Annotated in this window: 43 protein-coding genes; 6 read left to right on the top strand and 37 right to left on the bottom strand. The window is 40.3% G+C overall.

The features are described 5' to 3' along the window. Nucleotides 1-7 precede the first annotated feature (7 nt). The gene (ruvC, locus tag BM375_RS04970; RefSeq protein WP_093364130.1) at nucleotides 8-571 is read left to right on the top strand and encodes a crossover junction endodeoxyribonuclease RuvC; all 564 of its coding nucleotides are present in this window, start codon (nucleotides 8-10) and stop codon (nucleotides 569-571) included. Here ruvC and BM375_RS04975 read toward each other — a convergent pair. Beyond that, a complete protein-coding gene (locus BM375_RS04975) occupies nucleotides 568-1,611 on the bottom strand; it encodes a hypothetical protein (RefSeq protein WP_093364587.1) in 1,044 nt (347 codons plus the stop codon). The genes ruvC and BM375_RS04975 overlap by 4 nt on opposite strands. 405 nt (nucleotides 1,612-2,016) lie before the next feature. Between BM375_RS04975 and BM375_RS04980 the strand changes: the two genes are divergently transcribed. Further along, nucleotides 2,017-2,487, top strand: a complete 471-nt coding sequence (locus BM375_RS04980; protein WP_093364131.1) for an Lrp/AsnC ligand binding domain-containing protein — start codon at nucleotides 2,017-2,019, stop codon at nucleotides 2,485-2,487. A gap of 31 nt (nucleotides 2,488-2,518) precedes the next feature. On the opposite strand, the gene BM375_RS04985 is transcribed toward BM375_RS04980, so the two are convergent. The 34 genes from BM375_RS04985 to rplC form a co-directional block, all read right to left on the bottom strand. After that, complete coding sequence (locus BM375_RS04985) at nucleotides 2,519-3,586, bottom strand: M20 family metallo-hydrolase (RefSeq protein WP_093364133.1); 1,068 nt, start codon at nucleotides 3,584-3,586, stop codon at nucleotides 2,519-2,521. Then, on the bottom strand, nucleotides 3,579-4,379 hold the full coding sequence (gene proC / locus BM375_RS04990) for a pyrroline-5-carboxylate reductase (protein WP_093364134.1): 801 nt from the start codon (nucleotides 4,377-4,379) through the stop codon (nucleotides 3,579-3,581). Before proC ends, BM375_RS04985 begins: the two co-directional genes overlap by 8 nt. Nucleotides 4,380-4,383: 4 nt before the next feature. Then, nucleotides 4,384-5,178 (bottom strand): acetylglutamate kinase, encoded by a 795-nt coding sequence (gene argB / locus BM375_RS04995; RefSeq protein ID WP_093364136.1) that lies wholly within the window; start codon nucleotides 5,176-5,178, stop codon nucleotides 4,384-4,386. A gap of 19 nt (nucleotides 5,179-5,197) precedes the next feature. After that, nucleotides 5,198-6,160 carry a Rossmann-fold NAD(P)-binding domain-containing protein gene (locus tag BM375_RS05000; RefSeq protein ID WP_093364137.1) on the bottom strand — a complete coding sequence of 321 codons (963 nt, stop codon included), beginning with the start codon at nucleotides 6,158-6,160 and terminating at the stop codon, nucleotides 5,198-5,200. 108 nt (nucleotides 6,161-6,268) lie between these two features. After that, nucleotides 6,269-7,399, bottom strand: a complete 1,131-nt coding sequence (locus BM375_RS05005; RefSeq protein WP_093364139.1) for an aspartate aminotransferase family protein — start codon at nucleotides 7,397-7,399, stop codon at nucleotides 6,269-6,271. Nucleotides 7,400-7,534: 135 nt separating this feature from the next. After that, nucleotides 7,535-8,062 carry a 50S ribosomal protein L17 gene (rplQ, locus tag BM375_RS05010; RefSeq protein WP_093364141.1) on the bottom strand — a complete coding sequence of 176 codons (528 nt, stop codon included), beginning with the start codon at nucleotides 8,060-8,062 and terminating at the stop codon, nucleotides 7,535-7,537. A gap of 144 nt (nucleotides 8,063-8,206) precedes the next feature. Further along, nucleotides 8,207-9,199 carry a DNA-directed RNA polymerase subunit alpha gene (locus tag BM375_RS05015; RefSeq protein WP_093364142.1) on the bottom strand — a complete coding sequence of 331 codons (993 nt, stop codon included), beginning with the start codon at nucleotides 9,197-9,199 and terminating at the stop codon, nucleotides 8,207-8,209. An 89-nt stretch (nucleotides 9,200-9,288) separates the two neighbouring features. Further along, a complete protein-coding gene (gene rpsD / locus BM375_RS05020; RefSeq protein WP_093364143.1) occupies nucleotides 9,289-9,897 on the bottom strand; it encodes a 30S ribosomal protein S4 in 609 nt (202 codons plus the stop codon). A 68-nt stretch (nucleotides 9,898-9,965) separates the two neighbouring features. After that, nucleotides 9,966-10,355, bottom strand: coding sequence for a 30S ribosomal protein S11 (gene rpsK, locus BM375_RS05025; RefSeq protein ID WP_093364145.1), 390 nt, complete (start codon nucleotides 10,353-10,355; stop codon nucleotides 9,966-9,968). A gap of 10 nt (nucleotides 10,356-10,365) precedes the next feature. After that, the gene (rpsM, locus tag BM375_RS05030) at nucleotides 10,366-10,743 is read right to left on the bottom strand and encodes a 30S ribosomal protein S13 (protein WP_093364146.1); all 378 of its coding nucleotides are present in this window, start codon (nucleotides 10,741-10,743) and stop codon (nucleotides 10,366-10,368) included. A gap of 29 nt (nucleotides 10,744-10,772) precedes the next feature. Beyond that, nucleotides 10,773-10,889 (bottom strand): type B 50S ribosomal protein L36, encoded by a 117-nt coding sequence (ykgO, locus tag BM375_RS05035; protein ID WP_093364148.1) that lies wholly within the window; start codon nucleotides 10,887-10,889, stop codon nucleotides 10,773-10,775. A 42-nt stretch (nucleotides 10,890-10,931) separates the two neighbouring features. Further along, nucleotides 10,932-11,150 carry a translation initiation factor IF-1 gene (infA, locus tag BM375_RS05040; RefSeq protein ID WP_021071231.1) on the bottom strand — a complete coding sequence of 73 codons (219 nt, stop codon included), beginning with the start codon at nucleotides 11,148-11,150 and terminating at the stop codon, nucleotides 10,932-10,934. Nucleotides 11,151-11,223: 73 nt separating this feature from the next. Then, nucleotides 11,224-12,006 (bottom strand): type I methionyl aminopeptidase, encoded by a 783-nt coding sequence (gene map, locus BM375_RS05045; RefSeq protein WP_093364150.1) that lies wholly within the window; start codon nucleotides 12,004-12,006, stop codon nucleotides 11,224-11,226. Nucleotides 12,007-12,009: 3 nt separating this feature from the next. Beyond that, entirely contained in the window at nucleotides 12,010-13,356 is a 1,347-nt protein-coding gene (gene secY, locus BM375_RS05050; RefSeq protein ID WP_093364151.1) for a preprotein translocase subunit SecY, read from the bottom strand. Nucleotides 13,357-13,362: 6 nt separating this feature from the next. Further along, nucleotides 13,363-13,809 (bottom strand): 50S ribosomal protein L15, encoded by a 447-nt coding sequence (rplO, locus tag BM375_RS05055; protein WP_093364153.1) that lies wholly within the window; start codon nucleotides 13,807-13,809, stop codon nucleotides 13,363-13,365. 117 nt (nucleotides 13,810-13,926) lie between these two features. Beyond that, a complete protein-coding gene (gene rpmD / locus BM375_RS05060) occupies nucleotides 13,927-14,106 on the bottom strand; it encodes a 50S ribosomal protein L30 (RefSeq protein WP_093364154.1) in 180 nt (59 codons plus the stop codon). A 5-nt stretch (nucleotides 14,107-14,111) separates the two neighbouring features. Then, on the bottom strand, nucleotides 14,112-14,630 hold the full coding sequence (gene rpsE / locus BM375_RS05065; protein ID WP_093364155.1) for a 30S ribosomal protein S5: 519 nt from the start codon (nucleotides 14,628-14,630) through the stop codon (nucleotides 14,112-14,114). Between the two features lie 12 nt (nucleotides 14,631-14,642). After that, complete coding sequence (gene rplR / locus BM375_RS05070) at nucleotides 14,643-14,996, bottom strand: 50S ribosomal protein L18 (protein WP_093364156.1); 354 nt, start codon at nucleotides 14,994-14,996, stop codon at nucleotides 14,643-14,645. A gap of 5 nt (nucleotides 14,997-15,001) precedes the next feature. Then, nucleotides 15,002-15,556: a 50S ribosomal protein L6 gene (rplF, locus tag BM375_RS05075; RefSeq protein WP_093364158.1), complete on the bottom strand. Its 555-nt coding sequence runs from the start codon at nucleotides 15,554-15,556 to the stop codon at nucleotides 15,002-15,004. A 23-nt stretch (nucleotides 15,557-15,579) separates the two neighbouring features. Next, the gene (rpsH, locus tag BM375_RS05080; protein WP_093364159.1) at nucleotides 15,580-15,978 is read right to left on the bottom strand and encodes a 30S ribosomal protein S8; all 399 of its coding nucleotides are present in this window, start codon (nucleotides 15,976-15,978) and stop codon (nucleotides 15,580-15,582) included. A 145-nt stretch (nucleotides 15,979-16,123) separates the two neighbouring features. Then, nucleotides 16,124-16,393: a 30S ribosomal protein S14 gene (rpsN, locus tag BM375_RS05085; RefSeq protein WP_093364161.1), complete on the bottom strand. Its 270-nt coding sequence runs from the start codon at nucleotides 16,391-16,393 to the stop codon at nucleotides 16,124-16,126. Continuing rightward, a complete protein-coding gene (gene rplE, locus BM375_RS05090) occupies nucleotides 16,386-16,955 on the bottom strand; it encodes a 50S ribosomal protein L5 (protein WP_093364162.1) in 570 nt (189 codons plus the stop codon). The genes rpsN and rplE overlap by 8 nt, the downstream gene beginning before the upstream one ends. Further along, nucleotides 16,955-17,299, bottom strand: coding sequence for a 50S ribosomal protein L24 (gene rplX, locus BM375_RS05095; RefSeq protein WP_093364164.1), 345 nt, complete (start codon nucleotides 17,297-17,299; stop codon nucleotides 16,955-16,957). Before rplX ends, rplE begins: the two co-directional genes overlap by 1 nt. 2 nt (nucleotides 17,300-17,301) lie before the next feature. Continuing rightward, nucleotides 17,302-17,670, bottom strand: a complete 369-nt coding sequence (gene rplN, locus BM375_RS05100) for a 50S ribosomal protein L14 (RefSeq protein WP_093364165.1) — start codon at nucleotides 17,668-17,670, stop codon at nucleotides 17,302-17,304. Continuing rightward, nucleotides 17,670-17,924, bottom strand: coding sequence for a 30S ribosomal protein S17 (rpsQ, locus tag BM375_RS05105; RefSeq protein WP_093364167.1), 255 nt, complete (start codon nucleotides 17,922-17,924; stop codon nucleotides 17,670-17,672). Before rpsQ ends, rplN begins: the two co-directional genes overlap by 1 nt. A 14-nt stretch (nucleotides 17,925-17,938) precedes the next feature. Next, nucleotides 17,939-18,160, bottom strand: coding sequence for a 50S ribosomal protein L29 (rpmC, locus tag BM375_RS05110; protein WP_093364168.1), 222 nt, complete (start codon nucleotides 18,158-18,160; stop codon nucleotides 17,939-17,941). Between the two features lie 96 nt (nucleotides 18,161-18,256). Next, on the bottom strand, nucleotides 18,257-18,679 hold the full coding sequence (gene rplP / locus BM375_RS05115) for a 50S ribosomal protein L16 (protein WP_093364169.1): 423 nt from the start codon (nucleotides 18,677-18,679) through the stop codon (nucleotides 18,257-18,259). A 62-nt stretch (nucleotides 18,680-18,741) separates the two neighbouring features. Next, on the bottom strand, nucleotides 18,742-19,527 hold the full coding sequence (gene rpsC / locus BM375_RS05120) for a 30S ribosomal protein S3 (protein WP_093364171.1): 786 nt from the start codon (nucleotides 19,525-19,527) through the stop codon (nucleotides 18,742-18,744). A 12-nt stretch (nucleotides 19,528-19,539) separates the two neighbouring features. Then, a complete protein-coding gene (gene rplV / locus BM375_RS05125; RefSeq protein WP_093364173.1) occupies nucleotides 19,540-19,971 on the bottom strand; it encodes a 50S ribosomal protein L22 in 432 nt (143 codons plus the stop codon). A gap of 7 nt (nucleotides 19,972-19,978) precedes the next feature. Then, nucleotides 19,979-20,245 (bottom strand): 30S ribosomal protein S19, encoded by a 267-nt coding sequence (gene rpsS, locus BM375_RS05130; RefSeq protein ID WP_021071214.1) that lies wholly within the window; start codon nucleotides 20,243-20,245, stop codon nucleotides 19,979-19,981. Then, nucleotides 20,245-21,072 carry a 50S ribosomal protein L2 gene (gene rplB / locus BM375_RS05135; RefSeq protein ID WP_093364175.1) on the bottom strand — a complete coding sequence of 276 codons (828 nt, stop codon included), beginning with the start codon at nucleotides 21,070-21,072 and terminating at the stop codon, nucleotides 20,245-20,247. The genes rpsS and rplB overlap by 1 nt, the downstream gene beginning before the upstream one ends. 6 nt (nucleotides 21,073-21,078) lie before the next feature. Continuing rightward, nucleotides 21,079-21,369, bottom strand: a complete 291-nt coding sequence (rplW, locus tag BM375_RS05140) for a 50S ribosomal protein L23 (RefSeq protein WP_093364177.1) — start codon at nucleotides 21,367-21,369, stop codon at nucleotides 21,079-21,081. 1 nt (nucleotide 21,370) lies between these two features. Next, nucleotides 21,371-22,000, bottom strand: coding sequence for a 50S ribosomal protein L4 (gene rplD / locus BM375_RS05145; protein ID WP_093364179.1), 630 nt, complete (start codon nucleotides 21,998-22,000; stop codon nucleotides 21,371-21,373). Between the two features lie 7 nt (nucleotides 22,001-22,007). Further along, the gene (gene rplC / locus BM375_RS05150) at nucleotides 22,008-22,625 is read right to left on the bottom strand and encodes a 50S ribosomal protein L3 (RefSeq protein WP_093364181.1); all 618 of its coding nucleotides are present in this window, start codon (nucleotides 22,623-22,625) and stop codon (nucleotides 22,008-22,010) included. Nucleotides 22,626-22,796: 171 nt separating this feature from the next. Between rplC and BM375_RS05155 the strand changes: the two genes are divergently transcribed. The 3 genes from BM375_RS05155 to BM375_RS05165 are packed head-to-tail and all read left to right on the top strand — an operon-like array spanning nucleotide 22,797 to nucleotide 24,160. Further along, a complete protein-coding gene (locus tag BM375_RS05155) occupies nucleotides 22,797-23,144 on the top strand; it encodes a hypothetical protein (RefSeq protein ID WP_139227498.1) in 348 nt (115 codons plus the stop codon). Beyond that, nucleotides 23,144-23,392 carry a hypothetical protein gene (locus tag BM375_RS05160; RefSeq protein ID WP_093364184.1) on the top strand — a complete coding sequence of 83 codons (249 nt, stop codon included), beginning with the start codon at nucleotides 23,144-23,146 and terminating at the stop codon, nucleotides 23,390-23,392. Before BM375_RS05155 ends, BM375_RS05160 begins: the two co-directional genes overlap by 1 nt. A gap of 9 nt (nucleotides 23,393-23,401) precedes the next feature. Then, complete coding sequence (locus tag BM375_RS05165; RefSeq protein WP_093364185.1) at nucleotides 23,402-24,160, top strand: DUF3667 domain-containing protein; 759 nt, start codon at nucleotides 23,402-23,404, stop codon at nucleotides 24,158-24,160. 32 nt (nucleotides 24,161-24,192) lie between these two features. Here BM375_RS05165 and BM375_RS05170 read toward each other — a convergent pair whose 3' ends face one another. Beyond that, nucleotides 24,193-24,648: an RES family NAD+ phosphorylase gene (locus BM375_RS05170; protein WP_093364187.1), complete on the bottom strand. Its 456-nt coding sequence runs from the start codon at nucleotides 24,646-24,648 to the stop codon at nucleotides 24,193-24,195. After that, nucleotides 24,648-25,127 carry a type II RES/Xre toxin-antitoxin system antitoxin gene (gene parS, locus BM375_RS05175; protein ID WP_093364188.1) on the bottom strand — a complete coding sequence of 160 codons (480 nt, stop codon included), beginning with the start codon at nucleotides 25,125-25,127 and terminating at the stop codon, nucleotides 24,648-24,650. The genes BM375_RS05170 and parS overlap by 1 nt, the downstream gene beginning before the upstream one ends. A gap of 118 nt (nucleotides 25,128-25,245) precedes the next feature. Here parS and BM375_RS05180 point away from each other — a divergent pair, with 118 nt between their 5' ends. Further along, on the top strand, nucleotides 25,246-26,253 hold the full coding sequence (locus BM375_RS05180) for a helix-turn-helix transcriptional regulator (protein WP_093364190.1): 1,008 nt from the start codon (nucleotides 25,246-25,248) through the stop codon (nucleotides 26,251-26,253). Nucleotides 26,254-26,292 lie beyond the last annotated feature (39 nt).

The following is a 26,292-nucleotide window of genomic DNA, read 5'->3' on the forward strand; positions in this document are numbered from 1 at the left end:
TTGTACCATGCAAAGAGAGAAAGCGAAAGAGCGTATTATTTTAGGAATCGACCCCGGAACCGTCGTCATGGGATATGGTTTGGTTAAACAATCCGGACAGAAACTAACGCTCTTAAGCTTGGGTGTGGTAAAAATGGGACATCTGGATGATCATGGTCTAAAACTCCAACGTATTTTTAAGAAAACCATGGCCCTAATCCAAGAGTACAAACCTGATTGTGTTGCTCTGGAAGCACCATTCTACGGGAAAAACATTCAAGTCATGCTCAAGTTGGGCAGAGCGCAAGGAGTAGCTATGGCCGCGGCATTGAGTGTTGATATTCCCATTTTTGAATATTCACCCCGAAAGATAAAACAATCGGTAACCGGAAATGGAAGTTCCAGTAAAGAACAAGTTGCTGCCATGTTGAAATCATTATTAAAATTTCAGGAAATACCCGAATTTCTGGACGCAACAGATGGATTGGCTGTAGCAGTATGCCATGCTTTTCAGCAAAATCTGCAAACAGACACAAAAAGCTACTCCGGTTGGGAGGCCTTTGTAAAGGACAACCAGAAAAGGGTACGCTAAAGCTTCACCTGTCGGATAACATTCTTTACATTTAGCTCGACAATATCAGTCATGGATTTACAATTCGCATAAGCATCGTTGTCATAATATGCCCGATAACCTTCTCTTAACTGAATAATATTTTCTGGTGTAGACAGTTCCTGTAATTTGGAGGCATCACGCAAATCTTTAATACGGTGGCGCTCACTACGAACACGATGCACTATGGAGGATCTTTCTTCCTGCTGATACTGCAACACCGTTTTTTCATTGAGATGTTCCATTGCTAATTTCACATACGGAAAATTCTCCTTAAAATATTGTGGCATGTAGACCTTGGGATTGCCTTCATAAAACTGCTGATCAAAGTCAATCGCCCGAATACGAAATTGAAAATCATCAAAATCTGGCGTTATCTGCATCACAAAATTATAGGCTCGCATATCACCCAACACAGAAATAATGCAGCGTTCATTGAATTTCACAAACTCTTTTGCTATTCGGGTTCGGTTATAATCTTCATTATGAATCTGGTTTTTGCTAAATACATCCCCTGGGATCCCAACGATATGTTCCTCTATTAGCGTATCACGATCCACCAGATAATTCACCTGATTAGGCGAAAGAATCTCCTCCAGTTCCAGCCCATATATACGTGAGGCATCTGCCTGTTTAACATAGAAATAATCATACACATCATTAAGACGGTTAATAATACGTACCCGAAAAGGTTTTGTATTTCCGAAAGCACAATATTCTATCCGATCGATGATTTTATGCTCAACGATACGCGTGTTACCCGAAGCCTTCAGCTTCGCATAGACGACCTTTAGCCCCTCATACAACTGATCCTGAACAGATGGCGGATATAAAGGTGTCTCCCAGAAAGTATCTTGACCAAACTTATCCATCACAGGCACCGTTTCCGTAAAGTTCAACATATCCCGATACGAAATAGGCAGTTTCGCATCGCGTTGATACATCCGTAAATATTTTATCAAGCCGTTTCCTACAGGAAAAATAGGTTTCTTCCGCGATATTTTTACATCCTCGATTTCCATATACTCCTTTTTGGTAAATATACCAATTATACCGGGCTTGAAGGCGCAATGCAAGAACAAAGCCCAAACTTTAAAAAAATGACAAATAAGCGTTTATTTTTTACAAATCACACAATCAATTACCGAAAAATCTTGTTATTTTTGAAAAAATTTTAATAAAGGAAAGGTTTTTAGAAATGGATAAAAAAGGAAGAAGTTCCCCGGGCGAGGAACTTCTACGCTAACCAATTATAAACCTATGTTATTTTGAGGGAAGTAACATGCTTTTTTATTATCAAATCGATATTTTTATTATCATTTTGACAAAACAAATATAGTTTAGATTATATTTTAATGCAAAAAATATTTTATTTTTATATAATTTTAAAAAAACACCCATTTTAAATACAAATAAATACCATTTTTATGGATAAAAAGTACGCAAATTACGATTTAGACAATCTAGATATTCAGATTTTGTCTATTTTAATGGAAAATGCCTCCATTCCTTACACAGAAATCGCAAAAAAACTAATTGTTTCAGGCGGAACTATACATGTTCGCATGAAAAAAATGGAAGAACTTGGAATAATTAGAGGATCTCAGCTAATTATTAATCCTCAAAAGGTTGGTTTTGACATTACAGCCTTCTTGGGAATCTATTTGGAGAAAGGTTCGCAGTATTCTGATGCTGTAAAACAGCTACAGGATATTAAAGAAGTAGTCGAATTGCATTATTGTACCGGTCAATACAGTATGTTTGCCAAAATTGTCTGCCGCGACACAGCACATCTGCGTAAAGTCTTGAACGAAGACATCCAGGCATTGAAAGGAATCCAGCGCACGGAAACTATCATCTCTTTGGAAGAAAGTATTAAAAGACAAATTACTTTATAATCAAAGAGCCGACTGAAAGTCGGCTCTTTGATTATAATACTTTTCCCAGCAATTCGATATAAAACCGAATTCCGTTCTCAATTTCCGTGAGGTAAATAAATTCATCGGCAGTATGCGAACGGGCTGAGTCACCAGGGCCGACTTTTAGGGAGGGATATGGAATCAAAGCTTGGTCGCTCATTGTAGGGCTACCGTATAGCTTCGCTCCTAAAGTCATGCCAGCTTTTACTATTGGGTGTTGGAGATCTATCGTGGAAGGGTTTAGCCGCGTAGAGCGTGCCTGCACAGAAGAATGAACATGTTCACGGATAATAGCCAACACTTCTTCATTGTTATAAACATCCGTTGTACGGACATCCACAACAAAAGTGCAGGAAGCCGGAACAACATTATGCTGCGAACCTGCCTGAATCATGGTCAAGGACATTTTCACCGGGCCAAGGTGCTCGGATACTTTCGGGAATTGATACGTCCTAAACCACTCGACATCCCGCATCGCTTTATAAATAGCATTTTCCCCTTCTTCCCGAGCTGCATGACCGGAGATGCCTTTGGCTTCACAATCCAGTACCATTAACCCTTTTTCGGCAACAGCCAAATCTAATAATGTTGGTTCGCCAACAATAGCAAAATCAATTTTTTTCAGATGTTTGATAGCTTCTTCCACACCATTCTTTCCCGAGACCTCTTCTTCAGCAGAAGCCAACAAACACAGGTTATAATCCAAATTCTCTTCCGCATAATAATACAGAAAAGCAGCAATCAAAGACACAAGACAGCCTCCGGCATCATTACTTCCCAAGCCATATAATTTCCCATCCTCCACTAAAGGTTCAAAAGGGTTCTTGGTATATCCCGGATTGGGTTTCACTGTATCATGATGGGAGTTGAGTAAAATGGTAGGCTTCGAAGCATCGAAATACTTGTTATAAGCCCAGATATTATTCTCCACACGCTCAACCTTTATACCTCTTTGCTCAAAAAAAAGACACAACTGAGCAGCCGTGTCCTTCTCTTCCCTACTAAATGAGGGGATGGAAATAAGCGCTTTGAGCAACGCGATACTATCCGCTGTCAGAAGCATTATATCCTTATTCATTATACAGTCCTCCTGCCTTTTTAGCAGATAATTTAATGCCTTTGATGAAAGCCGAACTAAAGCCATTATGCTCCATTTCATTCAGTCCCGCAATAGTACAGCCTTTAGGAGAAGTAACTTTATCAATCTCTCCTTCTGGGTGGTTTTGGGTTTGTAATAAAAGATCGGCAGCACCTTTGGCTGTCTGCACCGCCATTTTGAGCGCATCATGTGCATGGAAGCCAATTTCCACCCCACCCTGTGATGCAGCACGGATTGCACGCAAGAAGAAAGCGATGCCACAGGCACAAAGTGCCGTTGCGGAAGTCATCAAATCTTCTTGGATCACCACAACAGAACCAACAGATTCAAATAAGGTTTCAATCTGCTTAATTTTAGCTTCTTCCGCATTATCCGTAGCAATACAAGTCATGGATTGTCCGATAGCAATGGCGGTATTAGGCATCGCGCGAATCACTGTCTTCTCTTCTCCCAAAACAGCTTTTACATCTGAACAATTTACTCCCGATACCACAGACACAATAATCTGTTGGTGGTTCAGAGCAGGCTTGATATCTTCCATTACCTTACGAAGCTGTTGTGGCAAAATCGCCAACACCACAATCTCTGCGGTTTTCGCTGCTTCCGCATTGTTATCACTGATCTGAAATCCCAATTCCGCTTCTTCTTTCAAAGAGGAAAGACTACGACGTGTCAAGGTTATATCCGATGTCTGATAAAGTCCTGATTTCACTAAGCCTTTCGCTAACGAAAAGCCGATATTTCCACTGCCTATAATTGCTATTTTGCCCATAATTTTATTTTGAAACTAAACAAGTGCCAAATCCTCCCTGCTGAAACAGATGTAGATTAGCCGCATTTCCAATATACACATTTTTCACGCCTTTGCCAATCGCGTGAAACGCGTTTTGCAGCTTGGGAACCATGCCTTCATAAATTACACCCTCCGATTTAAGACTGTCAAAATCTTTCTCGGTAATTGATTGGATAACAGAATTATCATCGTTTACATCCCTCAACACACCGTTTTTCTCAAAGCAATACACCAAACTGGTTTCATACAAATCAGACAGAGAGACAGCCAAGGCTGAAGCGATCGTATCCGCATTAGTATTCAACAGTTGACCAAGTCCATTATGTGTAATCGCGGAGAATATCGGTGTAAATCCTGCCTCCAGAAACTTTTTGACGCCCAATTTATTGACCGAATCCACCAAAATATCACCTACAAAACCGTAATCAATATCCTTTACCGGACGCTTTACCGCCTTTATGCTATTCGCATCAGCTCCGCTCAGCCCCAAGGCATCACAACCATGCTTTTGAAGGGCCGCAACGATTTTTTTATTGGTTAGACCAGCATAAACCATCGTTACCACATCCAACATTGGTTCATCAGTGATACGCCTGCCTTCCACCATCTTGGCCTCAATACCAATCTCCGCAGCTAAGCGTGTAGCAATCTTTCCTCCGCCATGCACCAATATTTTCTTACCCGGCAAGGCAGCAAATTTTTCAAGAAATCGTTGCAATTCACTTTCATCGTCAATCACATTTCCACCTATCTTAACGATATTCAGCACACTTCCCATCTATTTCTTTTTCTATTATTTATTTAATCGTCTCCAACATTCTTTTCAATACAACCTGAGCTGCCCAAACACGATTACTCGCCTCTTTGATGACCAACGAGTTTGGACCATCCAATATTTCTGAGGAAAGTTCCAAATCACGTCTCACAGGTAAACAATGCATAACTTTAGCATCATTCGTAATGGCTAGTTTCTCGTTGTCCATCATCCAACTTCCTTCAACCGGATATACCTTGCCGTATTCTTTATAGGAAGACCAGTTTTTCACATATACAAAATCAGCACCTTGCAACGCTTCTTTCAAATCATGTGTAATAGCGGCTCCCTGTGTAAAATCCTCATTTAGGTCATATCCTTCCGGATGAGCGATGGTAAATTCCACCAATCCTTGTTCCTGCGCTTTGCACATCCACTCCGAGAAAGAATTTGGCACAGCTTGCGGTAAGGCTTTTACATGTGGTGCCCAAGCTAAAACGACTTTGGGTTTAGCCACATTTTTATGCTCCGTAATTGTTATCAGATCCGTCAAACTTTGCAACGGATGACGGGTAGCACTTTCCAAGGACACCACAGGCACACCACAAAATTTGATGAACTTATTGAAAAGATCTTCATTATAATCTGCTTCTTTGTCTTTCAGGCTCGGAAACGAACGCAAACCTAAGATATCGCAATACTCACCCATTACCGCTGCCGCTTCACGAATATGCTCCACTGTTGTACCATTCATCACCACACCATCCTGCGTCTCCAAGGCCCAACCATCCTTATCCATATTCATGACCATAACATTCATACCAAGGTTCATTGCTGCTTTTTGTGTGCTCAAACGTGTCCGCAGACTCGGATTCAAGAATACCAGACCCAATGTTTTATGTTTTCCCAATGATTCATTTGCATTGGGGTTAGCTTTCAGCTCCAAGGCTTCCTTTACAATCTCTGATAGATTGTCTACATCAACTACCGAAAAAAATTTGTTCATTTTTCAAATTAAAAAGTCAATCCCCCTAACCCCCGAAGGGGGAATAATCCACTTTGCTCCCCTCCTTGCCGTGCCTCGGCCAAGACGAGGGAGGGGCTGGGGAAGGAATTATCTCAACCGCTCCTCAAAAGCCGTCAAAAATCTATCAGCGATTTCCTTAGTAATATTCAGCGCCGGTAAGATACGAATAACATTGGGTTTCGCCTCGCCGGTGAAGATTCTATTTTTAAGCAACAGATCTTTTTTGACATGATTCAATTCCGCAGGCAAATCGATACCGATCATCAAACCACGACCACGGACTTCCTGAACTTTATCAAATTTCTTCAATTCATCAATAAGATAATCTCCTACAGCTCGCGCATTTTCTAAGAGGTTCTCCTGTTGAATGATATCCAACACTGCTACTGCTGCCGCACAAGCCAAATGATTCCCACCAAAAGTAGTACCTAAAAGTCCATAAGAAGCTTTAAATTTCGGAGCAATGGCAATCCCTCCAATTGGGAATCCGTTACCCATTCCTTTAGCCATTGAGTAGACATCCGCTTCTACTCCTGCATAATCATGCGAGTAAAAATCTCCTGTACGTCCATAACCACATTGTACGGAGTCCGCAATGAAAACACTGCTATATTGATCGCACAGCGTTCTTATCAAACGTAAAAACGGAAGAGAAGCTTCACGAATACCGCCAACACCTTGAATACCTTCAATAATAACAGCAGCGATTTCCTCTCCAAAATCTTCAAAAGCTTTCGTCAAAGCCTCTTCATCATTGAAAGGCAAAAAGACTACATTTTCGGTCTCATTTACCGGTGCAACAATCGCCGGATTATCAGTAGCAGCTACAGCCAAAGATGTCCGACCGTGAAACGACTTACTAAAAGCAATGATTTTCTTTCTCCCCGTGTGAAAAGAAGCCAGTTTAAGTGCATTTTCATTAGCTTCAGCCCCGGAATTACACAAGAACAAGGTATAGTCATTCTTCCCGGAGATTTCGCCTAATTGTCGTGCCAATTGTTTTTGGATTGGGATTTCAACAGAATTGGAATAAAAGCCAATTTTATGCAGTTGCGAAGTCAAAGTTTCAACATAATGTGGGTGCGTATGTCCAATAGAGATCACCGCATGTCCGCCATATAAATCCAGGTATTCATTACCTGCCGCATCCCAAACAGTGGAGCCTTCTGCCCGCACAATGTTGATGGGATTGATGGGATAAACATTAAACAAATCCATTTTTATGAATAAGAATATGTGGGTTTAGATAAAATACTGTGTACAAATATAAATAACAGCCTGATAATAATACATCAGAAAATAAAAAAGCCCATCAAATACTGATGGGCTTCCCTATAATTGAAATAAGATAAATTAATCTTTTTTCTCTTCTGTTGCAGGAGTTTCTTCCGCCGCTGCTTCTTCAGCTTTAACTTCTGTAACTTCTTCTGCAACCACAGCCTTTTCAGTAGTAGCTTTTTTCTTAGCACCACCGCGTCGGCGTGTAGTTTTCTTCTCAGTTTTAGCTGTTGTTCCGTAAACCTCGTTGTAATCTACCAACTCGATGAATGCCATTTCAGCGTTGTCACCAAGACGATTTTCCATCTTGATAATACGTGTGTATCCACCTGGACGAGTAGCTACTTTTTCCGAAATTTCACGGAAAAGGATTGTTACAGCTTCCTTGTCTTTCAAGTAAGCAAATACAGTACGACGAGAGTGAGTCGTATCGTTTTTAGATTTTGTAATCAAAGGCTCAACGTAAGTACGCAATGCTTTAGCCTTAGCCAAAGTAGTAGTAATACGTTTGTGTTTGATTAATGAAGTCGCCATGTTAGCTAACATCGCCTTACGGTGACTGTCAGTGCGCCCTAAGTGGTTTACTTTTTTTCCGTGTCTCATTTTTTGTTTTGTTTTTTGTGCGTACCGTTCTTATTTAAAGTAAAAAGTAAAAGTAAAAAGTAAAAAATCTCTATACTCAATACACTGTACTCAATACTACAGAGGAATTACGCAACAGGTCGCTTATTTGTTTTTACTTAATTATTATTCTTCGTCTAATTTGTATTTTGCTAAGTTCATTCCGAAAGACAAGCCTTTTGATTTAACAAGTTCTTGAATTTCGCTCAATGACTTTTTACCGAAGTTACGGAATTTCAACATATCCGCAACGTCATAGGTCACAAGCTCAGCCAAAGTACGGATATCCGCTGCTTTAAGACAGTTCAATGCACGCACTGAAAGATCCAAATCAACCAATTCAGTTTTCAAAATCTTACGCATGTGCAAGATTTCTTCATCTACGACTTTAGTCTCTTCTTTAGTTTGTGATTCTAACAACATATTCTCATCAGAGAACAACATGAAGTGCTGGATCAAAATCTTAGCTGCTTCTTTCAATGCCTCCTCTGGATGGATTGAACCGTCTGTAGAGATATCCAACAATAATTTTTCATAGTCAGTTTTTTGCTCTACACGATAGTTTTCAATCGTATATTTTACATTCTTGATTGGCGTAAAGATAGAATCTACAGCGATAAGACCTACAGGACCATCAGTAACTTTGTTTTCTTCAGCATTTACATAACCACGTCCTTTAGCCACTGACAACTCTACTTCGATAGTGATTGAGTTATCCATGTTACAAATCACCAACTCAGGATTCAAAACAGTGAAATTATTAGAGAACTTAGTAATATCGCCCGCAGTGAACTGTTCCTGACCTGTGATAACCACAAAGATTTTCTCACTATCACCTTGCTCACCCGTTTTTTGGAAACGAACTTGTTTAAGGTTCAAGATAATCTCGGTAACATCTTCAACAACACCCTTGATAGTAGAAAATTCGTGCGAAACGCCTGAAAACCTTACCGACGTAATTGCATATCCTTCTAACGAGGACAATAAAATACGGCGCAAAGCATTACCAATAGTTACACCAAAACCAGGCTCTAATGGACGAAATTCGAAAGTACCATCAAAATCTGTTGATTTTTGCATGATAACTTTATCCGGTCTTTGAAATGCTAAAATTGCCATTTATTTTCTTTTAAAAGTTTTTATTAATGAACATAAAATACAATAGGAGAAGTGTGATTGCAACAATCACACTTCTCGCTATAATTTTATTATTTAGAGTACAACTCTACGATTAAGTTTTCTTTAATGTTTTCAGGAATATCAGCTCTTTCAGGGAAAGAAACGAAAGTTCCTTGTAGTTCATTAGCGTTCCATTCTAACCAACTGAATTTATTGATTTTTCTACCTTCTACTGAAGCTGTGATAGCTTCCAAAGTTTTAGAACGTTCGCGAACTGCGATTACGTCACCCGGACGCAAGCTATATGATGGGATGTTAACAACTTCGCCGTTAACAGTAATGTGCTTGTGGGATACCAACTGGCGCGCTGCCGAACGAGTTGGAGCAATACCCAAACGGTAAACAACGTTATCCAAACGAGCTTCCAATAATCTTAGGAAGTTCTCACCAGTGATACCTTGTTTCGCAGAAGCTTTTCCGAACAATGTACGGAATTGACGCTCCAAAACACCGTAAGTGTATTTTGCTTTTTGTTTTTCTAACAACTGAACTGCATATTCAGATTGTTTACCTCTTCTTTTCGATGGACCATGTTGTCCAGGAGGATAATTCTTTTTTTCTAACGCTTTATCAGGCCCAAAAATTGGCTCTCTGAATTTACGTGCGATTTTGGACTTAGGTCCGGTATATCTTGCCATTTTTTCTCTCTGTTTGAAGTATCTTTCAGCCTATAGCTGAAGAATCTTATCTTAAACAATAAAAATTATTAAACTCTTCTGCGTTTTGGAGGACGACAACCATTGTGAGGAAGTGGAGTGATATCTTTGATAGTAGTCACATCGATTCCTACAGTTTGTAGTGTACGGATAGCCGACTCACGTCCAGCTCCTGGTCCTTTCACAAAAACTTCTACTTTGCGCAATCCTAAGTCATGTGCTACTTTACCACAGTCTTGAGCAGCCTGACCAGCAGCATACGGAGTATTCTTTTTAGAACCTCTGAAGCCCATTTTACCAGCTGATGACCATGAAATAGTTTGACCTTGATTGTTTGTCAAAGTAATGATGATGTTGTTAAAGGTAGCGTTAATGTGAGCTTGTCCTACAGGCTCGATAACAACGATACGCTTTTTAGTAACCTTTTTACTTTTAGCCATTTCTTAATTATTATTTAGTAGCTTTTTTCTTGTTTGCAACTGTTTTACGTTTACCTTTACGCGTACGAGAGTTGTTTTTCGTACGTTGACCACGAAGAGGTAAATGCTTACGGTGACGTAAACCACGGTAACAACCGATATCCATCAAACGTTTGATGTTCAATTGAACTTCAGAACGCAATGCACCTTCAACTTTGATTTCTTCGTTGATGATGTTACGGATGGCTGCTAACTGGTCATCGTTCCATTCAGATACTTTCACATCTTCACTGATCCCAGCTTTCTCTAAAATATAAGCCGCAGTGGAACGACCGATACCGAAAATATAGGTAAGGCCTATAACACCTCTTTTGTTTTTAGGTAAATCTATACCTGCTATCCTTGCCATATAATACTTTAAGCGATTATGTTAATAAACTACCCTTGACGTTGCTTGAACTTAGGGTTCTTTTTGTTAATTACAAACAATTTTCCTTTGCGACGGATCAATTTGCAGTCCGCGCTACGTTTTTTTATAGATGCTCTTACTTTCATTGTAATACTATTTTTAAAAGCTGTTCATGTAAGAATTACTACCTATTTATAACGGTAAGTAATCCGACCTTTAGTTAAATCATAAGGAGACATTTCCAATTTAACCTTATCCCCAGGAAGAATTTTGATATAATGCATACGCATTTTACCAGAAATATGAGCGATAATCTCATGCCCATTCTCTAATTCCACCCGAAACATCGCGTTGGAAAGTGCTTCTTTTATAATACCGTCTTGTTCTATCGAGGCTTGCTTAGCCATATACTTTAACTTTATTTACGTTTTAGCCTGCACAAACAGGAGTGCAAAGATAAATAAAAATATTGAAAACCAACTACTTTTTATCCAAAACTTTCTCCACGTGCTCAAAGGTCAACAAAACATCGGGGCTGCCTTTACGGATAGCAACCATCTGCTCGAAATGCGCAGATAGCTTACCATCTATTGTACTCACCGTCCATCCATCGTCCCAAAATTTAACACCGGCTTTGCCTGCATTGATCATCGGTTCAATACAAATAACCAATCCTGATTCCAATTTCGGACCGGAACCACGTTTGCCGTAGTTCGGAACTTCCGGTTTTTCATGTAAATGTAACCCTACTCCATGTCCTACCAACTCTCTGACAATTCCATAATTGTAAGGTATAACATGTTCCTGAATTGCCGATGAAATATCACCGACACGCTTACCAGCTATAGCCTGGGCCACACCTTTGTACAATGCTTCTTTTGTAACATCCAAAAGTTGTTGAGCTTCTGCCGAAATCTCGCCCACACCAAAAGTATAGGCAGAATCACTGATAAAACCATTCAGATTTACACCCCCATCCACAGAAACCAAATCACCATCTTTAATCACATACTCACTTGGAAAACCATGTACAATTTGATCGTTCACGGAAATGCACAGGGAATATGGGAAACCATGGTAATTCAGAAATGCAGGCGTACCGCCATGATCATGAATGAAATCATAGGCTAACTTATCCAAAGATAAAGTAGTAATACCAGGCTTAATAGCCTTTGCAATTTCACCAAGCAGCAACGAGAGTACATTTGCTGACTCTCGTATCTGCTCGATTTGTTCTTCTGTTTTATAATAAACTTTAGACATCTATTAAATTGCTGATTGATCGATACCTTCGACTGTTGCCGCCGTAGAACGACCTTTCACTCTGCCGGTTTTCATCAATCCGTCATAATGACGCATCAACAAATGACTTTCAATCTGTTGCAGTGTATCTAAAACAACACCAACCAAGATCAACAACGATGTACCTCCGTAAAAGTGCGCAAATTGATCGTTCACACCCAATTTCGTCGCGACAGCAGGTAAAATTGCAATAATTGCAATAAACAATGCTCCCGGGAAAGTAATACGAGAGATTACATTATCAATAAACAAGTTGGTATCATAACCAGGTTTTATACCTGGGATAAAGCCGCCGTTTTTCTTCATATCCTCAGACATTTGTTGAGGATTCACCATAATTGCTGTATAGAAAAATGTGAAAGCGATAATCAATACGCCAAAAGTCACATTATAAGCTACAGAAGTATAGTTGCTCAATGAAGCCAAAAACTCAGATTGCATATTAGGAAAAAACTGAGATAAAGCCATTGGCAAGAACATAATCGCCTGCGCAAAGATGATAGGCATAACCCCAGCAGCATTCACTTTCAAAGGAATATACTGACGAACACCACCAACCTGCTTGTTACCAACAATCTTCTTAGCATACTGCACAGGTACCTTACGAATACCTTGCACCACCAAAATAGTGAAGATAACAACAAAGAACAATGCGACAAATTCTACCAACAAAGGAATAGGACCTCCGCCATTAGGGCTCATCTTAGACCCCCACTCCGCTACAAGACCTGCAGGAAGTTGGGCAATAATACCCGCCATGATGATTAATGAGATACCGTTTCCAATACCTTTATCTGTAATCTTTTCACCAAGCCACATCACAAACAGGGTACCCGCTGTCAACACGATAGCTGAAAGTATAGTAAACATTGGTTCGGCCAATGTTTTAGCTTCTGCAGGAACTTGTGTCTTCACATAAGCCACCGCTTGTACTAAAGTAATAGCCAATGTCAGATAACGAGTAATCTGTGTCATTTTTTTACGACCAGACTCGCCTTCCTTTTGCATCTTTTGAAACGCAGGAACCGCAATCCCCAATAATTGAACGACAATGGATGCCGAGATATAAGGCATAACCCCCAATGCAAAAATAGCTGAACGCGAGAACGAACCGCCGGCAAACATATTGATCAAAGCCAATATACCGTTGTCACTGCTCCCCTTTGCAGCCAATGCATCCGGATTCACACCTGGCAATACCACGTGACACCCTATACGGTAGATAAGAAGAAGCAATAACGTCGTAATGATACGATTACGCAACTCCTCAATTTTCCATATATTGGTTAAGGTTGTGATTAGTTTCTTCATGTAATATTATAGTTTTACGATAGAACCACCAGCGGCTTCTATAGCCTTTTGAGCAGAAGCTGAAAAAGCATGTGCTTTCACTTCAACTTTTGCAGTCAACTCACCACGACCTAAGATCTTAACTAAGTCGTTTTTGGAAACCAATCCATGAGACTTTAAAGTATCGAAATCTACTACAGTAAGGTTATGTTTAGTCACCAATTCTTGCAATACGTCTAAGTTTACACCATTGTACTCAACGCGGTTATGGTTTTTGAAACCGAATTTAGGCACACGACGTTGCAAAGGCATCTGACCACCTTCAAAACCGATCTTTGTAGAGTGACCAGAACGAGATCCAGCACCTTTGTGTCCACGTGTTGACGTTCCACCACGACCTGAACCTTGACCTCTACCGATACGTTTTTTGTTTTTTACAGAACCTTTAGCTGGTTTTAAACTACTTAAATTCATTTTGTCTTAAAATGTTGTGTTACGCCTTCGCTCTCACTAAACAGGTCGTAACGATGAATAATTAATTAAATAAACGGAAAGGAACCGTGACAGCCCTTTCCGTTAACCTTTATCCGATTAGATAGCTTCGATAGCTACTAAGTGGTTTACTTTTCTAACCATACCAATGATGGCTGGAGTAGCTTCAACTTCTACAGAGTGGTTGATGCGTTTCAAGCCTAAAGCTTGGATAGTTCTCTTTTGGCGCTCGTTTCTGTCGATAACGCTCTTTATCTGGGTGATTTTGATTTTTGCCATGATAATTAACCGTTAAATACTTTATTCAAATCGACGCCGCGGTTTTGTGCAACTGTATATGCATCGCGAAGATTAGCTAATGCATCGATAGTCGCCTTCACAACATTGTGAGGGTTTGACGAACCCAATGATTTAGCCAATACGTCCTTAATACCTGCACTCTCCAATACGGCACGCATCGCACCACCCGCAAGTACACCTGTACCGTGTACAGCTGGTTGTACCAAAACGCGACCACCGGAGAATTTACCATATTGTTCGTGAGGAACTGTACCATTGATAACTGGAACTTTAATCAAGTTCTTTTTAGCGTCATCGATACCTTTAGTGATAGCCTCAGTAACCTCTTTAGCTTTTCCTAAACCGTAACCTACGATACCGTTTTCATCACCAACAACAACGATAGCTGAGAAACTGAAAGTACGACCGCCTTTAGTAACTTTCGCTACACGTTGAATGCTTACCAAACGATCTTTTAATTCAATTTCGCTTGCTTTTACTCTTTTTATATTGCTTAATGCCATGTTTTTGATTGATTAAAAGTCTAAACCGCCTTCGCGAGCACCTTCAGCCAATGATTTCACACGGCCATGGTATAAGTACCCATTACGGTCAAAAACTACTTTACTAATACCTGCTGCAACTGCTTTTTCGGCAACCAATTTACCTACAGCTTTAGACTGCTCAACTTTGTTTCCTGAACCAGCAAACTCTTTAGAAGTTGAAGATGCTGATGCTAATGTTTTACCAGTTGTATCGTCAATAATCTGAGCATAAATAGCTTTATTGCTTCTGAATACCGATAAACGTGGACGCTCAGCCGATCCAGCCAGGTTTTTTCTTATTCCTTGTTTGATTCGCTCTCTGCGAGATAATTTATTTCCTGCCATGGTTATTATTTTTTAGCTGATTTACCTGCTTTTCTTCTTAAAACTTCACCTGCAAACTTAACACCTTTACCTTTGTATGGTTCTGGTTTACGTAGGCTGCGGATTTTCGCAGCAACCTGACCGATCAATTGTTTGTCGATAGACTCCAATGTAACGGTTGGGTTTTTACCTTTTTCTGCAGTTGTTGTTACTTTAACTTCCTGTGGCAATACAATAACAATCGGGTGAGAGTAACCCAAGGCTAATTCCAATGTGTTACCTGTACTTGTTGCACGATAACCAACACCGACTAATTCTTGTGTAGTTTTATAACCTTCAGTAACACCTACAACCATGTTGTTAAGCAATGAGCGGTATAGACCGTGCAATGCTTTGTGTCTTTTTTGTTCCGTAGGACGAGTCACTACGATATTGCCATCTTCTTCTTTAACAGTGATGGCGCTGTCTACTTGTTGTGATAATTCACCTTTTGGGCCTTTTACTGTAACCACGTTCTTATCGGATACGGATACCGATACTCCCGTAGGAAGAGCAATAGGCGCTTTTCCAATTCTTGACATCTTTCTTCGTGTTTTTTACCTGATTAATAAACGTAACATAAAACCTCACCACCGACGTTCTGTACACGGGCTTCTTTATCTGTCATCACACCTTTAGATGTAGACAAGACAGCAATACCCAAACCGTTCAAAACGCGAGGCATGTTTTCAACACTTGCATACTTTCTTAAACCAGGTTTACTCACACGTGTCAATGTGCGAATAGCCGGAATTTTGCTAATTGGGTGGTACTTCAAAGCGATTTTGATGCTTCCTTGAGGACCGTTTTCTTCGAATTTGTAATTAGCAATGTAACCTTTGTCAAAAAGAACTTTGGTGATCTCTTTTTTAAGGTTCGATGCAGGAATTTCAACAACCCTGTGGTTGGCCTTAATGGCATTCCTTACTCGTGTAAGGTAATCCGCTATTGGATCTGTATTCATTATATGATTAAAATTATGAACAAGGGTTTCCTGGACTAACCGAAGTCCTGGACCTATTGCCCGTTAACAAAAATTTTTCAATACGAAAAAACCCGATAAACCCATTTCGGGTTTATCCGGGCAAAAGTAAAAGTTTTTTTTCTGATTACCAAGAAGCTTTTTTCACTCCCGGGATTTTACCGTCCAAAGCCATCTCACGGAAAGTTACACGAGAGATACCGAACTGACGCATATATCCTTTAGGACGACCAGTCAATTTGCAACGGTTGTGCAAACGTACCGGAGAAGCATTTTTTGGTAATTTATCCAAAGCTGCATAATCACCTGCCGCTTTCAAAGCTGCACGTTTCTCAGCAAATTTAGCTACCAATTTCTGACGCTTTACTTCGCGTGCTTTTATTCCTTCTTTAGCCATTGTTCTCTGATTTTTGATTTTTGAATGGTAAACCGAATTGTTTCAATAACTCCAATGCTTCGATATCGTTGCCAGCTGAAGTCACGAAAGTGATATCCATACCTTGGATCTTGTTGATTTTGTCAATGTTGATCTCAGGGAAGATAATCTGCTCAGTGATACCCAAATTGTAGTTACCTCTTCCATCAAAGCCTTTATCGTTGATACCACGGAAGTCGCGGATACGAGGCAAAGATACAGCGATCAAACGGTCAAGGAATTCGTACATATTGTTGTCACGCAATGTTACACGTGCACCAATAGGCATTCCTTTACGCAATTTGAAGTTAGAGATATCTTTCTTAGACTTGGTAGCAACAGCTTGCTGACCAGTAATCAAAGTCAATTCAGCGATTGCGTTATCGATAAGCTTCTTGTCCGCTGTAGCAGCGCCGATACCTTGCGATACGACGATTTTTTGCAGCTTAGGAACTTGCATAACGCTTTTATACTGAAATTTTTCTTTTAGCGCTGTACGGATTTCTTCCGCATATTTCGCTTTTAATCTTGGTACGTAAGTCATTATTTAATTTCCTCCCCTGATTTTTTTGCGTAACGAACAATTTTGCCTTCTGCGTTAACTTTACGACCTACACGTGTAGGTTCGCCCGTTTTAGGGTCGATCAAAGCTAAGTTTGAGATGTTGATAGCAGCTTCTTTCTCGATGATACCACCATTAGGGTTAGCTGCGCTTGGTTTAGTGTGTTTCTTAACAATGTTAGCGCCTTCAACGACAGCTCTGTTAGCATCCACTAAAACTTGCAAAACTTTTCCTTGAACACCTTTAGAGTTACCAGCGATAACTTTCACTAAATCACCTTTTTTAATCTTGATTTTGTGCGTAGTTGTTTTTTTCTTCTGTGCCATAATTATAAAACCTCCGGTGCTAATGATACAATCTTCATGAACTGCTTCTCACGTAATTCACGGGCTACTGGGCCGAAGATACGTGTTCCGCGTGGTTCATCGTTATTATTCAACAATACTGCTGCATTGTCATCAAAACGAATGTATGAACCATCTTTACGACGGATTTCTTTTTTCGTACGAACAACTACTGCTTTAGTAACTGTTCCTTTTTTTACATTTCCTGAAGGAATAGCGCTTTTCACGGCAACAACGATCTTATCACCGATTGATGCATAGCGCTTGCGCGTACCGCCTAACACACGGATAACTAAAACTTCTTTAGCTCCAGAGTTGTCGGCTACATTTAATCTTGATTCCTGTTGTACCATTATTTAGCCCTTTCTATAATTTCAACTAATCTCCAGTTCTTTGTCTTACTCAGCGGACGAGTTTCCATGATTAATACCGTATCGCCGATACCGCAGGTATTCTCTTCGTCATGAGCTTTGAATTTGGTAGTTTTTTTAACGAACTTACCATAGATAGGGTGTTTTACTTTACGTTCTACAGCCACTACGATAGATTTGTCCATCTTGTTGCTAACTACCAAGCCGATTCTTGTTTTTCTTAAATTTCTTTCCATTTCGACTTTACTTTTTATGCCTCAGAGGCTGTTTGTTCCGACTTAGCTGCATTTTTACGCTTTGAAACCTCTGTAGCAAGGCGAGCGATATTTCTGCGAGCCGCTTTAATAGCGTTTGGATTCTCGATTGGAGAAACAGCGTGTGCAAATTTCAACTTGTTAAGAGCAGCTTTCTCTTCTTTAAGACGAGCTGTTAATTCCTCTTGTGATAATTCGATGATTTCTGAATTCTTCATTTTCTTTCAGTGTTATTGCTGGGTTATCAATTCAAGTTTATTAATGCCTTGCGGGTAACGGCCGCAAGGCTTAACTAATTGACATTACCAACGTTTTTATGCTTCTACGTAGTCTCTACGTATAACAAACTTCGTTTGAACCGGTAGTTTCTGAGCGGCAAGGCGCAATGCTTCTTTGGCGACTTCCAAAGGCACACCTTCTGCTTCAAATAACATACGGCCTGGACGCACTACGGCTACCCAGTATTCAGGAGCACCCTTACCTTTACCCATACGTACCTCTGCAGGTTTTTTCGTAACAGGTTTGTCAGGGAAGATACGGATCCAAACTTGACCTTCACGTTTCATATAACGTGTTACGGCAATACGTGCTGCCTCAATCTGGCGGCTTGTGATCCATGCTGGCTCCATTGACTTGATACCGAAAGAACCGAAAGCTAATTCCGCTCCACGTGAAGCGTTACCTTTCATGCGGCCTTTCTGCATCTTTCTGAACTTCGTTCTTTTTGGCTGTAACATGTTCGTATTTTATTTTAATCCCAACCTTATGGTCGAGAACAATTTTAAATCTTATTATTTAATTAACCTTTTCTCGCACCACCGCGGTTATTACCACCACGATTTCCACCACGACCACCTTTGTTACGGTTGTCACGGTCTCCACCACGACGCTCGCCACCTTCGTTGCCACCGCGTGTTTTTGTGTTTGAAGTCTGTCCGATGTTAGGAGACAAATCACGTTTACCGTAAACTTCTCCTTTACAGATCCAAACTTTCACCCCGATTTTACCGTAAGTTGTCAAGGCTTCTGCCAAAGCATAGTCGATATCAGCACGAAGTGTATGCAAAGGTGTTCTTCCTTCTTTGTACTGTTCAGTACGAGCCATTTCGGCACCGCCCAAACGACCAGAACACATTACTTTGATACCTTCAGCACCCATACGCATAGTAGAAGCGATAGCTGTTTTCATTGCACGACGGAATGAAATACGCGCTTCTAATTGCTTAGCGATACCTTCTGCTACCAATTTCGCATCAAGCTCAGGGCGTTTGATCTCGAAGATGTTGATTTGAACGTCTTTTTTCGTCAATTTTTTCAACTCTTCTTTGATTTTGTCAACCTCTTGACCACCTTTACCGATAACGATTCCTGGACGTGCAGTGTGGATAGTAACGGTGATACGTTTCAAAGTTCTTTCAATAACAACTTTTGCTACACCGCCTTTTGCGATACGTACAGAAAGATATTTTCTGATTTTTTCGTCTTCAACTAACTTATCAGAATAGTTGTTGCCTCCGAACCAATTAGAGTCCCATCCTTTGATGATCCCTAATCTGCTACCTATTGGATTTGCTTTTTGTCCCATTCTTATACTAAATTAGTTGTTAACTGTTTTTAAACTATCTACTACCAAAGTTACGTGGTTTGAACGCTTACGGATTCTGTAACCACGTCCTTGTGGAGCTGGACGTAATCTTTTCAATTGACGACCACCGCCAACAGACACTTCTTTTACGAATAGTGCGCTGTCTTCCAAAGAAGCTCCTTCGTTTTTAGCTTCCCAGTTTTTGATTGCCGACAATAATAGTTTCTCTACGCGAGCAGCTGCTTCTTTACCTGTGTGTTTCAAGATGTAAAGAGCTGTTTCTACTTTCTCACCACGGATAAGATCTACCACCAAACGCATCTTACGAGGCGAAGTAGGGCAGTTCAATAACTTGGCAGTAGAAGCTCCTCCTACTTGAGCTTTTTCCTGCTCTTTACGCTGTCTGATTAAGACAGATTTTTTGAGTTTTTTTGTTGCTTCCATTACCTAATTATTTTTTCTTTTCTGCGTGGCCTTTGAATGTACGCGTAGGCGCGAATTCACCAAGCTTGTGACCAACCATATTTTCTGTTACATAAACAGGGATAAATTTGTTCCCGTTGTGCACTGCGAAGGTATGGCCAACAAAATCAGGTGAAATCATTGATCTACGAGACCAAGTTTTGATTACTGATTTTTTATTTGATTCATTCTGAGAAAGAACTTTTCTTTCTAAGTTGTGATCGATATAAGGACCTTTTTTAATTGAACGAGCCATTATTTTTTCCTTCTTTCAATGATGTAACGATTCGATGTTTTCTTCTTGTAGCGTGTTTTGAAGCCTTTAGCTAACACACCAGTACGTGAACGAGGGTGACCTCCTGAAGAGCGACCTTCACCACCACCCATAGGGTGATCTACTGGGTTCATAGCCACACCACGAACGCGAGGACGACGACCTAAGTGACGTTTACGACCAGCTTTACCCAATACTTGGTTAGCTTTTTCAGCATTCGATACTGAACCGATAGTCGCAACGCATGTAGAAAGGATCATACGAGTCTCGCCTGAAGGCAATTTGATGATGGCATACTTACCGTCACGTGCAGACAATTGCGCATAGGTACCAGCCGAACGAGCGATTGAACCACCTTGACCAGGATTCAATTCGATGTTGTGGATGATAGAACCCAATGGAATGTTTGCCAATGGTAATGTATTACCAACTTCTGGGGCTACTGATTCGCCTGCAATTACAGTTTGACCAACTGTTAAACCAGCTGGAGCAATGATATAACGTTTTTCACCATCCGCGTAGTGCAACAAAGCAATACGTGCTGTACGGTTTGGATCGTACTCAATGGTAGCAACTTTTGCAGGGATATCTTTTTTATCGCGTTTGAAATCTATTAATCGGTATACTTTTTTATGTCCCCCACCGATGTAACGCATAGTCATTTTACCGGATTTATTACGACCACCTGACTTCTTGTTGATACCAACTACTAATGATTTCTCAGGAACGTTAGTTGTAACGTCCGAGTAGTCAGCACCTACTCTGAAGCGAGTACCAGGGGTAACCGGTTTGAATCTTTTAACTGCCATTTCTTATTATAGTGTACTGTAAAAGTCAATAGTTTCACCATCTTTCACCGTGATGATGGCTTTTTTATACTTAGGGCTTCTTCCAGAAACGAAACCTGCTTTCGTGTAACGGCTTTTTGCTTTACCGGCAACAACCGCTGTGTTCACTGCCAATACAGTAACACCGAACATTTCTTCAACAGCTTGTTTAATCTGGATTTTATTAGCTCTGTGATCAACTTTGAAAGCGTAACGGTTCAATTTCTCCGTCAACAACGAAGCTTTCTCAGTCAAAATAGGTTTTTTGATAATCTCCATATTATTTAGCGAATGCTTCCTCCAAAGTTTTAACAGAATCCGTAGTCAACAAAAGTTTTGTAGCGTTCAACACATCGTAAGTGTTCAAATCTGAAGCTGCAATTACTTTTGCTTTTTTCAAGTTTCTGCTTGATAAATAAACATTGTTATCGTAAGCTGGCAATACCAATAAGGTTTTCTCGTCAGCTATGTTCAACGCGTTAACCATAGCCAAGTAGTTTTTAGTTTTGATTGTATCGAAGCTTACGCTATCCAATACCAAAACATTGTTTTCTTGTGCTTTGTAGCTCAACGCTGATTTACGTGCTACTTGTTTCAATTTTTTGTTCAATTTGAACGAGTAGTCACGAGGTTGCGGACCGAATACACGGCCACCACCGTTAAACAATGGAGATTTGATAGAACCCGCACGAGCACCACCAGTACCTTTTTGTTTGTGTAATTTACGCGTAGAACCCGCGATTTCGTTACGTTGCTTTGATTTGTGAGTTCCTTGGCGTTGGTTCGCTAAGTACTGTTTCACATCCAAATAGATAGCATGGTCGTTTGGCTCTACACCGAATACTGCCTCAGGAAGTTGCACCTTGGCACCTGTTTCTTTTCCTGATAAATTTAATACATTAACTTCCATCTCTCTACTATTTGTCTACGATTACATAAGAACCTTTAGCTCCTGGTACGGAACCACTAACAACGATTAGGTTTTGCTCAGGGTAAACTTTCAAAACCTGTAAGTTTTGAACTTTCACTCTGTCACCACCTGTACGACCTGCCATGCGCATTCCTTTGAATACACGTGAAGGCCATGAAGAAGCACCCAATGAACCTGGAGCACGTAGTCTGTTGTGCTGACCGTGAGTCGCACCACCTACACCACCAAATCCGTGACGCTTCATTACACCTTGGAAACCTTTACCTTTTGAAGTACCGACTACGTCCACGTATTCGCCTTCCTCGAAGATGGTTACATCCACGGTGTCACCTAGTTGTTTCTCATCCTCGAAAGTTTTGAATTCAACTAGTTTACGCTTAGGAGTCACTCCTGCTTTTGCAAAGTGTCCTTTCAAAGGAGCTGTTGTGTTTTTCTCCTTGGCATCATCATAACCAAGTTGAACCGCAACATAGCCATCCTTCTCAACCGTACGTATCTGCGTTACCACGCACGGCCCAGCCTCAATTACTGTACAAGGGATATTCTTCCCTTCCGCATCGAACAGGCTGGTCATTCCTACTTTTTTACCAATAATTCCTGACATGTTATAAATAAATTAATTAAACGTCCTTCGAAGCAGTAGGGCTTCGCTCAAGACACACTTTCCCCACAAAGGGATTGCAAAGGTAAAAACATTTTTATAAGTATCAAAGAGTTAGCGAATTATTTTTTTTAATTGTGTTCTATCTTAAGAATCGACAATAGCAAAAACAATATGGATAAGCAACTCTCATCTCATTTTTATAAGAGTTATAGGATTTTTTATGTATTAGCTGACATAATAATTGCTAACACCACAATAAATTATATGAAAGAAAACAAACTTGCCAAGCTTAGCCTTGAGCAATTGCAAAAAGAAAAACAAAAATCAAAAGGGGCTTTGATTGGCCTCCTCATCGTATGCGTCATATTGATCACCTTTATGATTGTGTTGACAATAAAAACGAAACGTTTTTTTCTGCTTGCTTCTCTTGGGGGGCTTATTCCAGCTTTATCGCTGTTAGCTATTAACAATAAGAAAATAGAAAAAGAAATTGAATCCCGTCAAACATCCCATACCTAATGAAAAAAATTAACCTTACCGAATTGACTAACGAGGAATTGTTAAAAGAAGCGAAGAAAAGAAAATCGCTATTTACTATACAATGTGTTATCTTCATCATTATGTCTATGATGTCTATTATCACAATAGTAGATAAAGATATTAAAGTATTAACCTTTTTGCCGATTGCGTTTGCTGGAATTACAATTGCTGCATGGCAGCAGCATCAACTAATGGAAAAGGAACTGGAATTACGTAACTTAAAATAAGAAAGAACAATGGACGCTAAAGAACATCACGCCTGCCTAAACTGTGGCACGGAGCTTTCCTCTTCCTATTGTCCGAACTGCGGACAGAAAGCAAGCATTCACCGTTATTCCATAAAACATTTAATCGCACACGACTTTGTACATGGTGTTTTCCATTTTGACAAAGGTTTTCTATACACCCTAAAAGAACTCTTCACTCGTACGGGGCACAGTGTCCGAGAGTTTATTCAGGGAAAGCGCAGCAAAAATTTCAATATATTTACTTTCCTCGTTCTTATACTTACAGCAAGTCATTTTCTGGGAGCGTACAACAGTTTTGAGCTAAGCGAACTTTATGACAATGAAAACAGCAAAAGCTTTATGACGACTTATCAAAATTTTTCTAGTGAAAACCCTAGATTGGTCGCATTTATGCTAATTCCTATCTATGCGCTATGCAGTTTCTTGATTTTCAGACGAAGCAAACAGAATTTTACAGAACACATCGTTCTAAATGCTTTTAAAGCCAGTGGTGAATTTATCATTGGGTTAACTTTTACTACTTTGGCAATTTTCTATCAAAGTAAGGAAGTGCTCATAACCGCACTTGGTATAGTATCTTTACTCAACTTCTTATATACTGTCTGGTTCTATCGTCAATATTTTTCAGTGTTTGGTTACACAAAAGGTAAACTTATCTTTAGAAGCATACTTTGCGCAATAGCCCCACAATTTGTCGGTGGAATAATCGGAGGAGTAATAGGAATAGTTACGGCTGCCGTGAAATAAATACAATTTATCAATCTAAAAACTTCGGAAGTCTAATCCTTTAACCGCTGATCAAAGTTGAATGATCGTTGGGCGACCAATTTTACTTTAGCGGCATCCGGATGTAAAGGATTTAGTATATAATTGCTTTCTTCTTCAATCAGAACTGACGGCACTTCCATCAGCAGATGGGTACCTTTTGCAACAAAATCGGAAGTAATACGATGTAGGGAAGATTTTCGCTCTTCATGCTGCCAATCCGCGGGAAGATCCTTAATAGCAAGTTTCAGCACTTTATCGTCAGGCACATCAAAGGTCATTATAGCATACGGCCTTTGCAGGTCTTCCGGGCGCAGATGTACCAACAGTTCCATCACCGCCAGTGCCCTGCTCGAAGTTAAATAAACGACAGCAGTTCCCTTGGCATTCCATCGGCCACCGTAAAGCTTAGCGCCGTTTCCACTCAAGTCACCTGCATACTGTGGTGAGGCAATCCTATACACTAACATTAGCTAAACACCCCATGTTCTATCCGTCCTAATACATCCAGCACCATCGTAAAACCAATACTGGTATCCAATAAGCTCAGTGGAGCCTGATTCCTCAAGGCATAATTAGGCTGACGCAGCCATTTGTTGAACGCCTCAGCCGAACCCAACACTTCAATACCGCGCTCATATAGCTTTGCCAACTCAATAGCCCGGTCCGCATGCTCGGTTTTGATGAAGGTATCAAGGCTATAACGCTGTAAGGTACGCTCGCTGATATGTAAAATATCAGCCATTTCCTGTATAGTTAAAGATAATTTGCGGGCCAAAGACAAAAGCTTTTGTTTAGCTATTCCTCCTCGAGCGATCTTCACCAAATCAAAATCAGAGGGCGGAGATAAGGACTCCCCCATCAGCAGACTAAGCGGGCTATATGTAGCCGCCCGATAAGCCACCATGGGCTCTTCTGCTTGTAATGGTTCTTCTGTTTTCTTTTTCATATCAGACAATTATACACAAATATAATCATTTTGTCCGAAAACCAAAAATCAACTACACTAAAAGCTGCAGCTTTTTCACTTTTTTCAGTATATTGGGGCAACAACCAAGTGATAGACAATGGAGAAAACTGACTTAGTACGATTTTCAAACGATCAGGCTATCTATACCAATAAACACTTTGACGGTTATTTAGCCTTTTTACCCGAACCGGCACAGGATGATGGGCTTCCTTCACAAACGGACACAGCTCTTACGTCCATAACACCCCATTTATCCTATCGTTCTTTCTATGGAAAAGAATTTTGTTGGTTTGAATTTAAAAATAGCAGACTATCCACCAATCTGCGCCTACAAATTACTGCGCGGGAAAACCATCTTTGGCTACTTATTAATATGCGTACGGGTATTTTCGTCAACTTGGGCAACGTATGTCTTGTACCGCAGGATATGTTGCTCTGTTATCACACCCTTGTTCCTCATCATGATATTGATCTGCGTGCAGACAGCAATTGGTTTCTGTTGTTAGGAATAGATGGCCGTATAATAGATGATTTAACCGAAGAATACACACAACTGCAAGAGCTTTTCATCACAACAGCAGAAAACCTCCCTTACCGGACGATCGGAACGGTAAACGTTCAAGTCAGGCTTAAACGGATAATGGAAGCACTGCACCAAATCAAATTTCGACCTTTCAGCACCTATTATCACTTAGCTAACTGGAATATGCGTTTTTTCCAAAGCGTATTTCAGCAAATGCAAGCACAGTCTATAGAAAAAACAGATTACGAAATCGACCTATATTATAAAGCCATTGCCTATATTCGGGAAAATTATTGCGATGACCAAATCAACATCGAAACAATAGCCAACGCTCTCCATGTAAGCGAGAGTACACTGAAAAGAGCGTTTCAAGGCAAGTCTTTTTCAGTAGCAGAGCAGATTACCGAGTTTAGGTTACAGAAGGCTCGGGAATTGATCAGAAGCACGAACCAACCGATCAGCAGGATCGCTTATACTTTAAACTTTGCCTGTCCCAAACATTTCAAGCGGCTCTTCATCAAACGCTTCCTCTTAAGCCCGCTGGAATACCGGGACAGCATAAACTTGAAACGGTTATTCTAAAACTTCTGTCTACTGGTATTCACCCATGGCTTACTTTAC

The sequence above is a fragment of the Sphingobacterium wenxiniae genome, from assembly GCF_900116225.1.
Classification (GTDB): Bacteria; Bacteroidota; Bacteroidia; order Sphingobacteriales; family Sphingobacteriaceae; genus Sphingobacterium; species Sphingobacterium wenxiniae.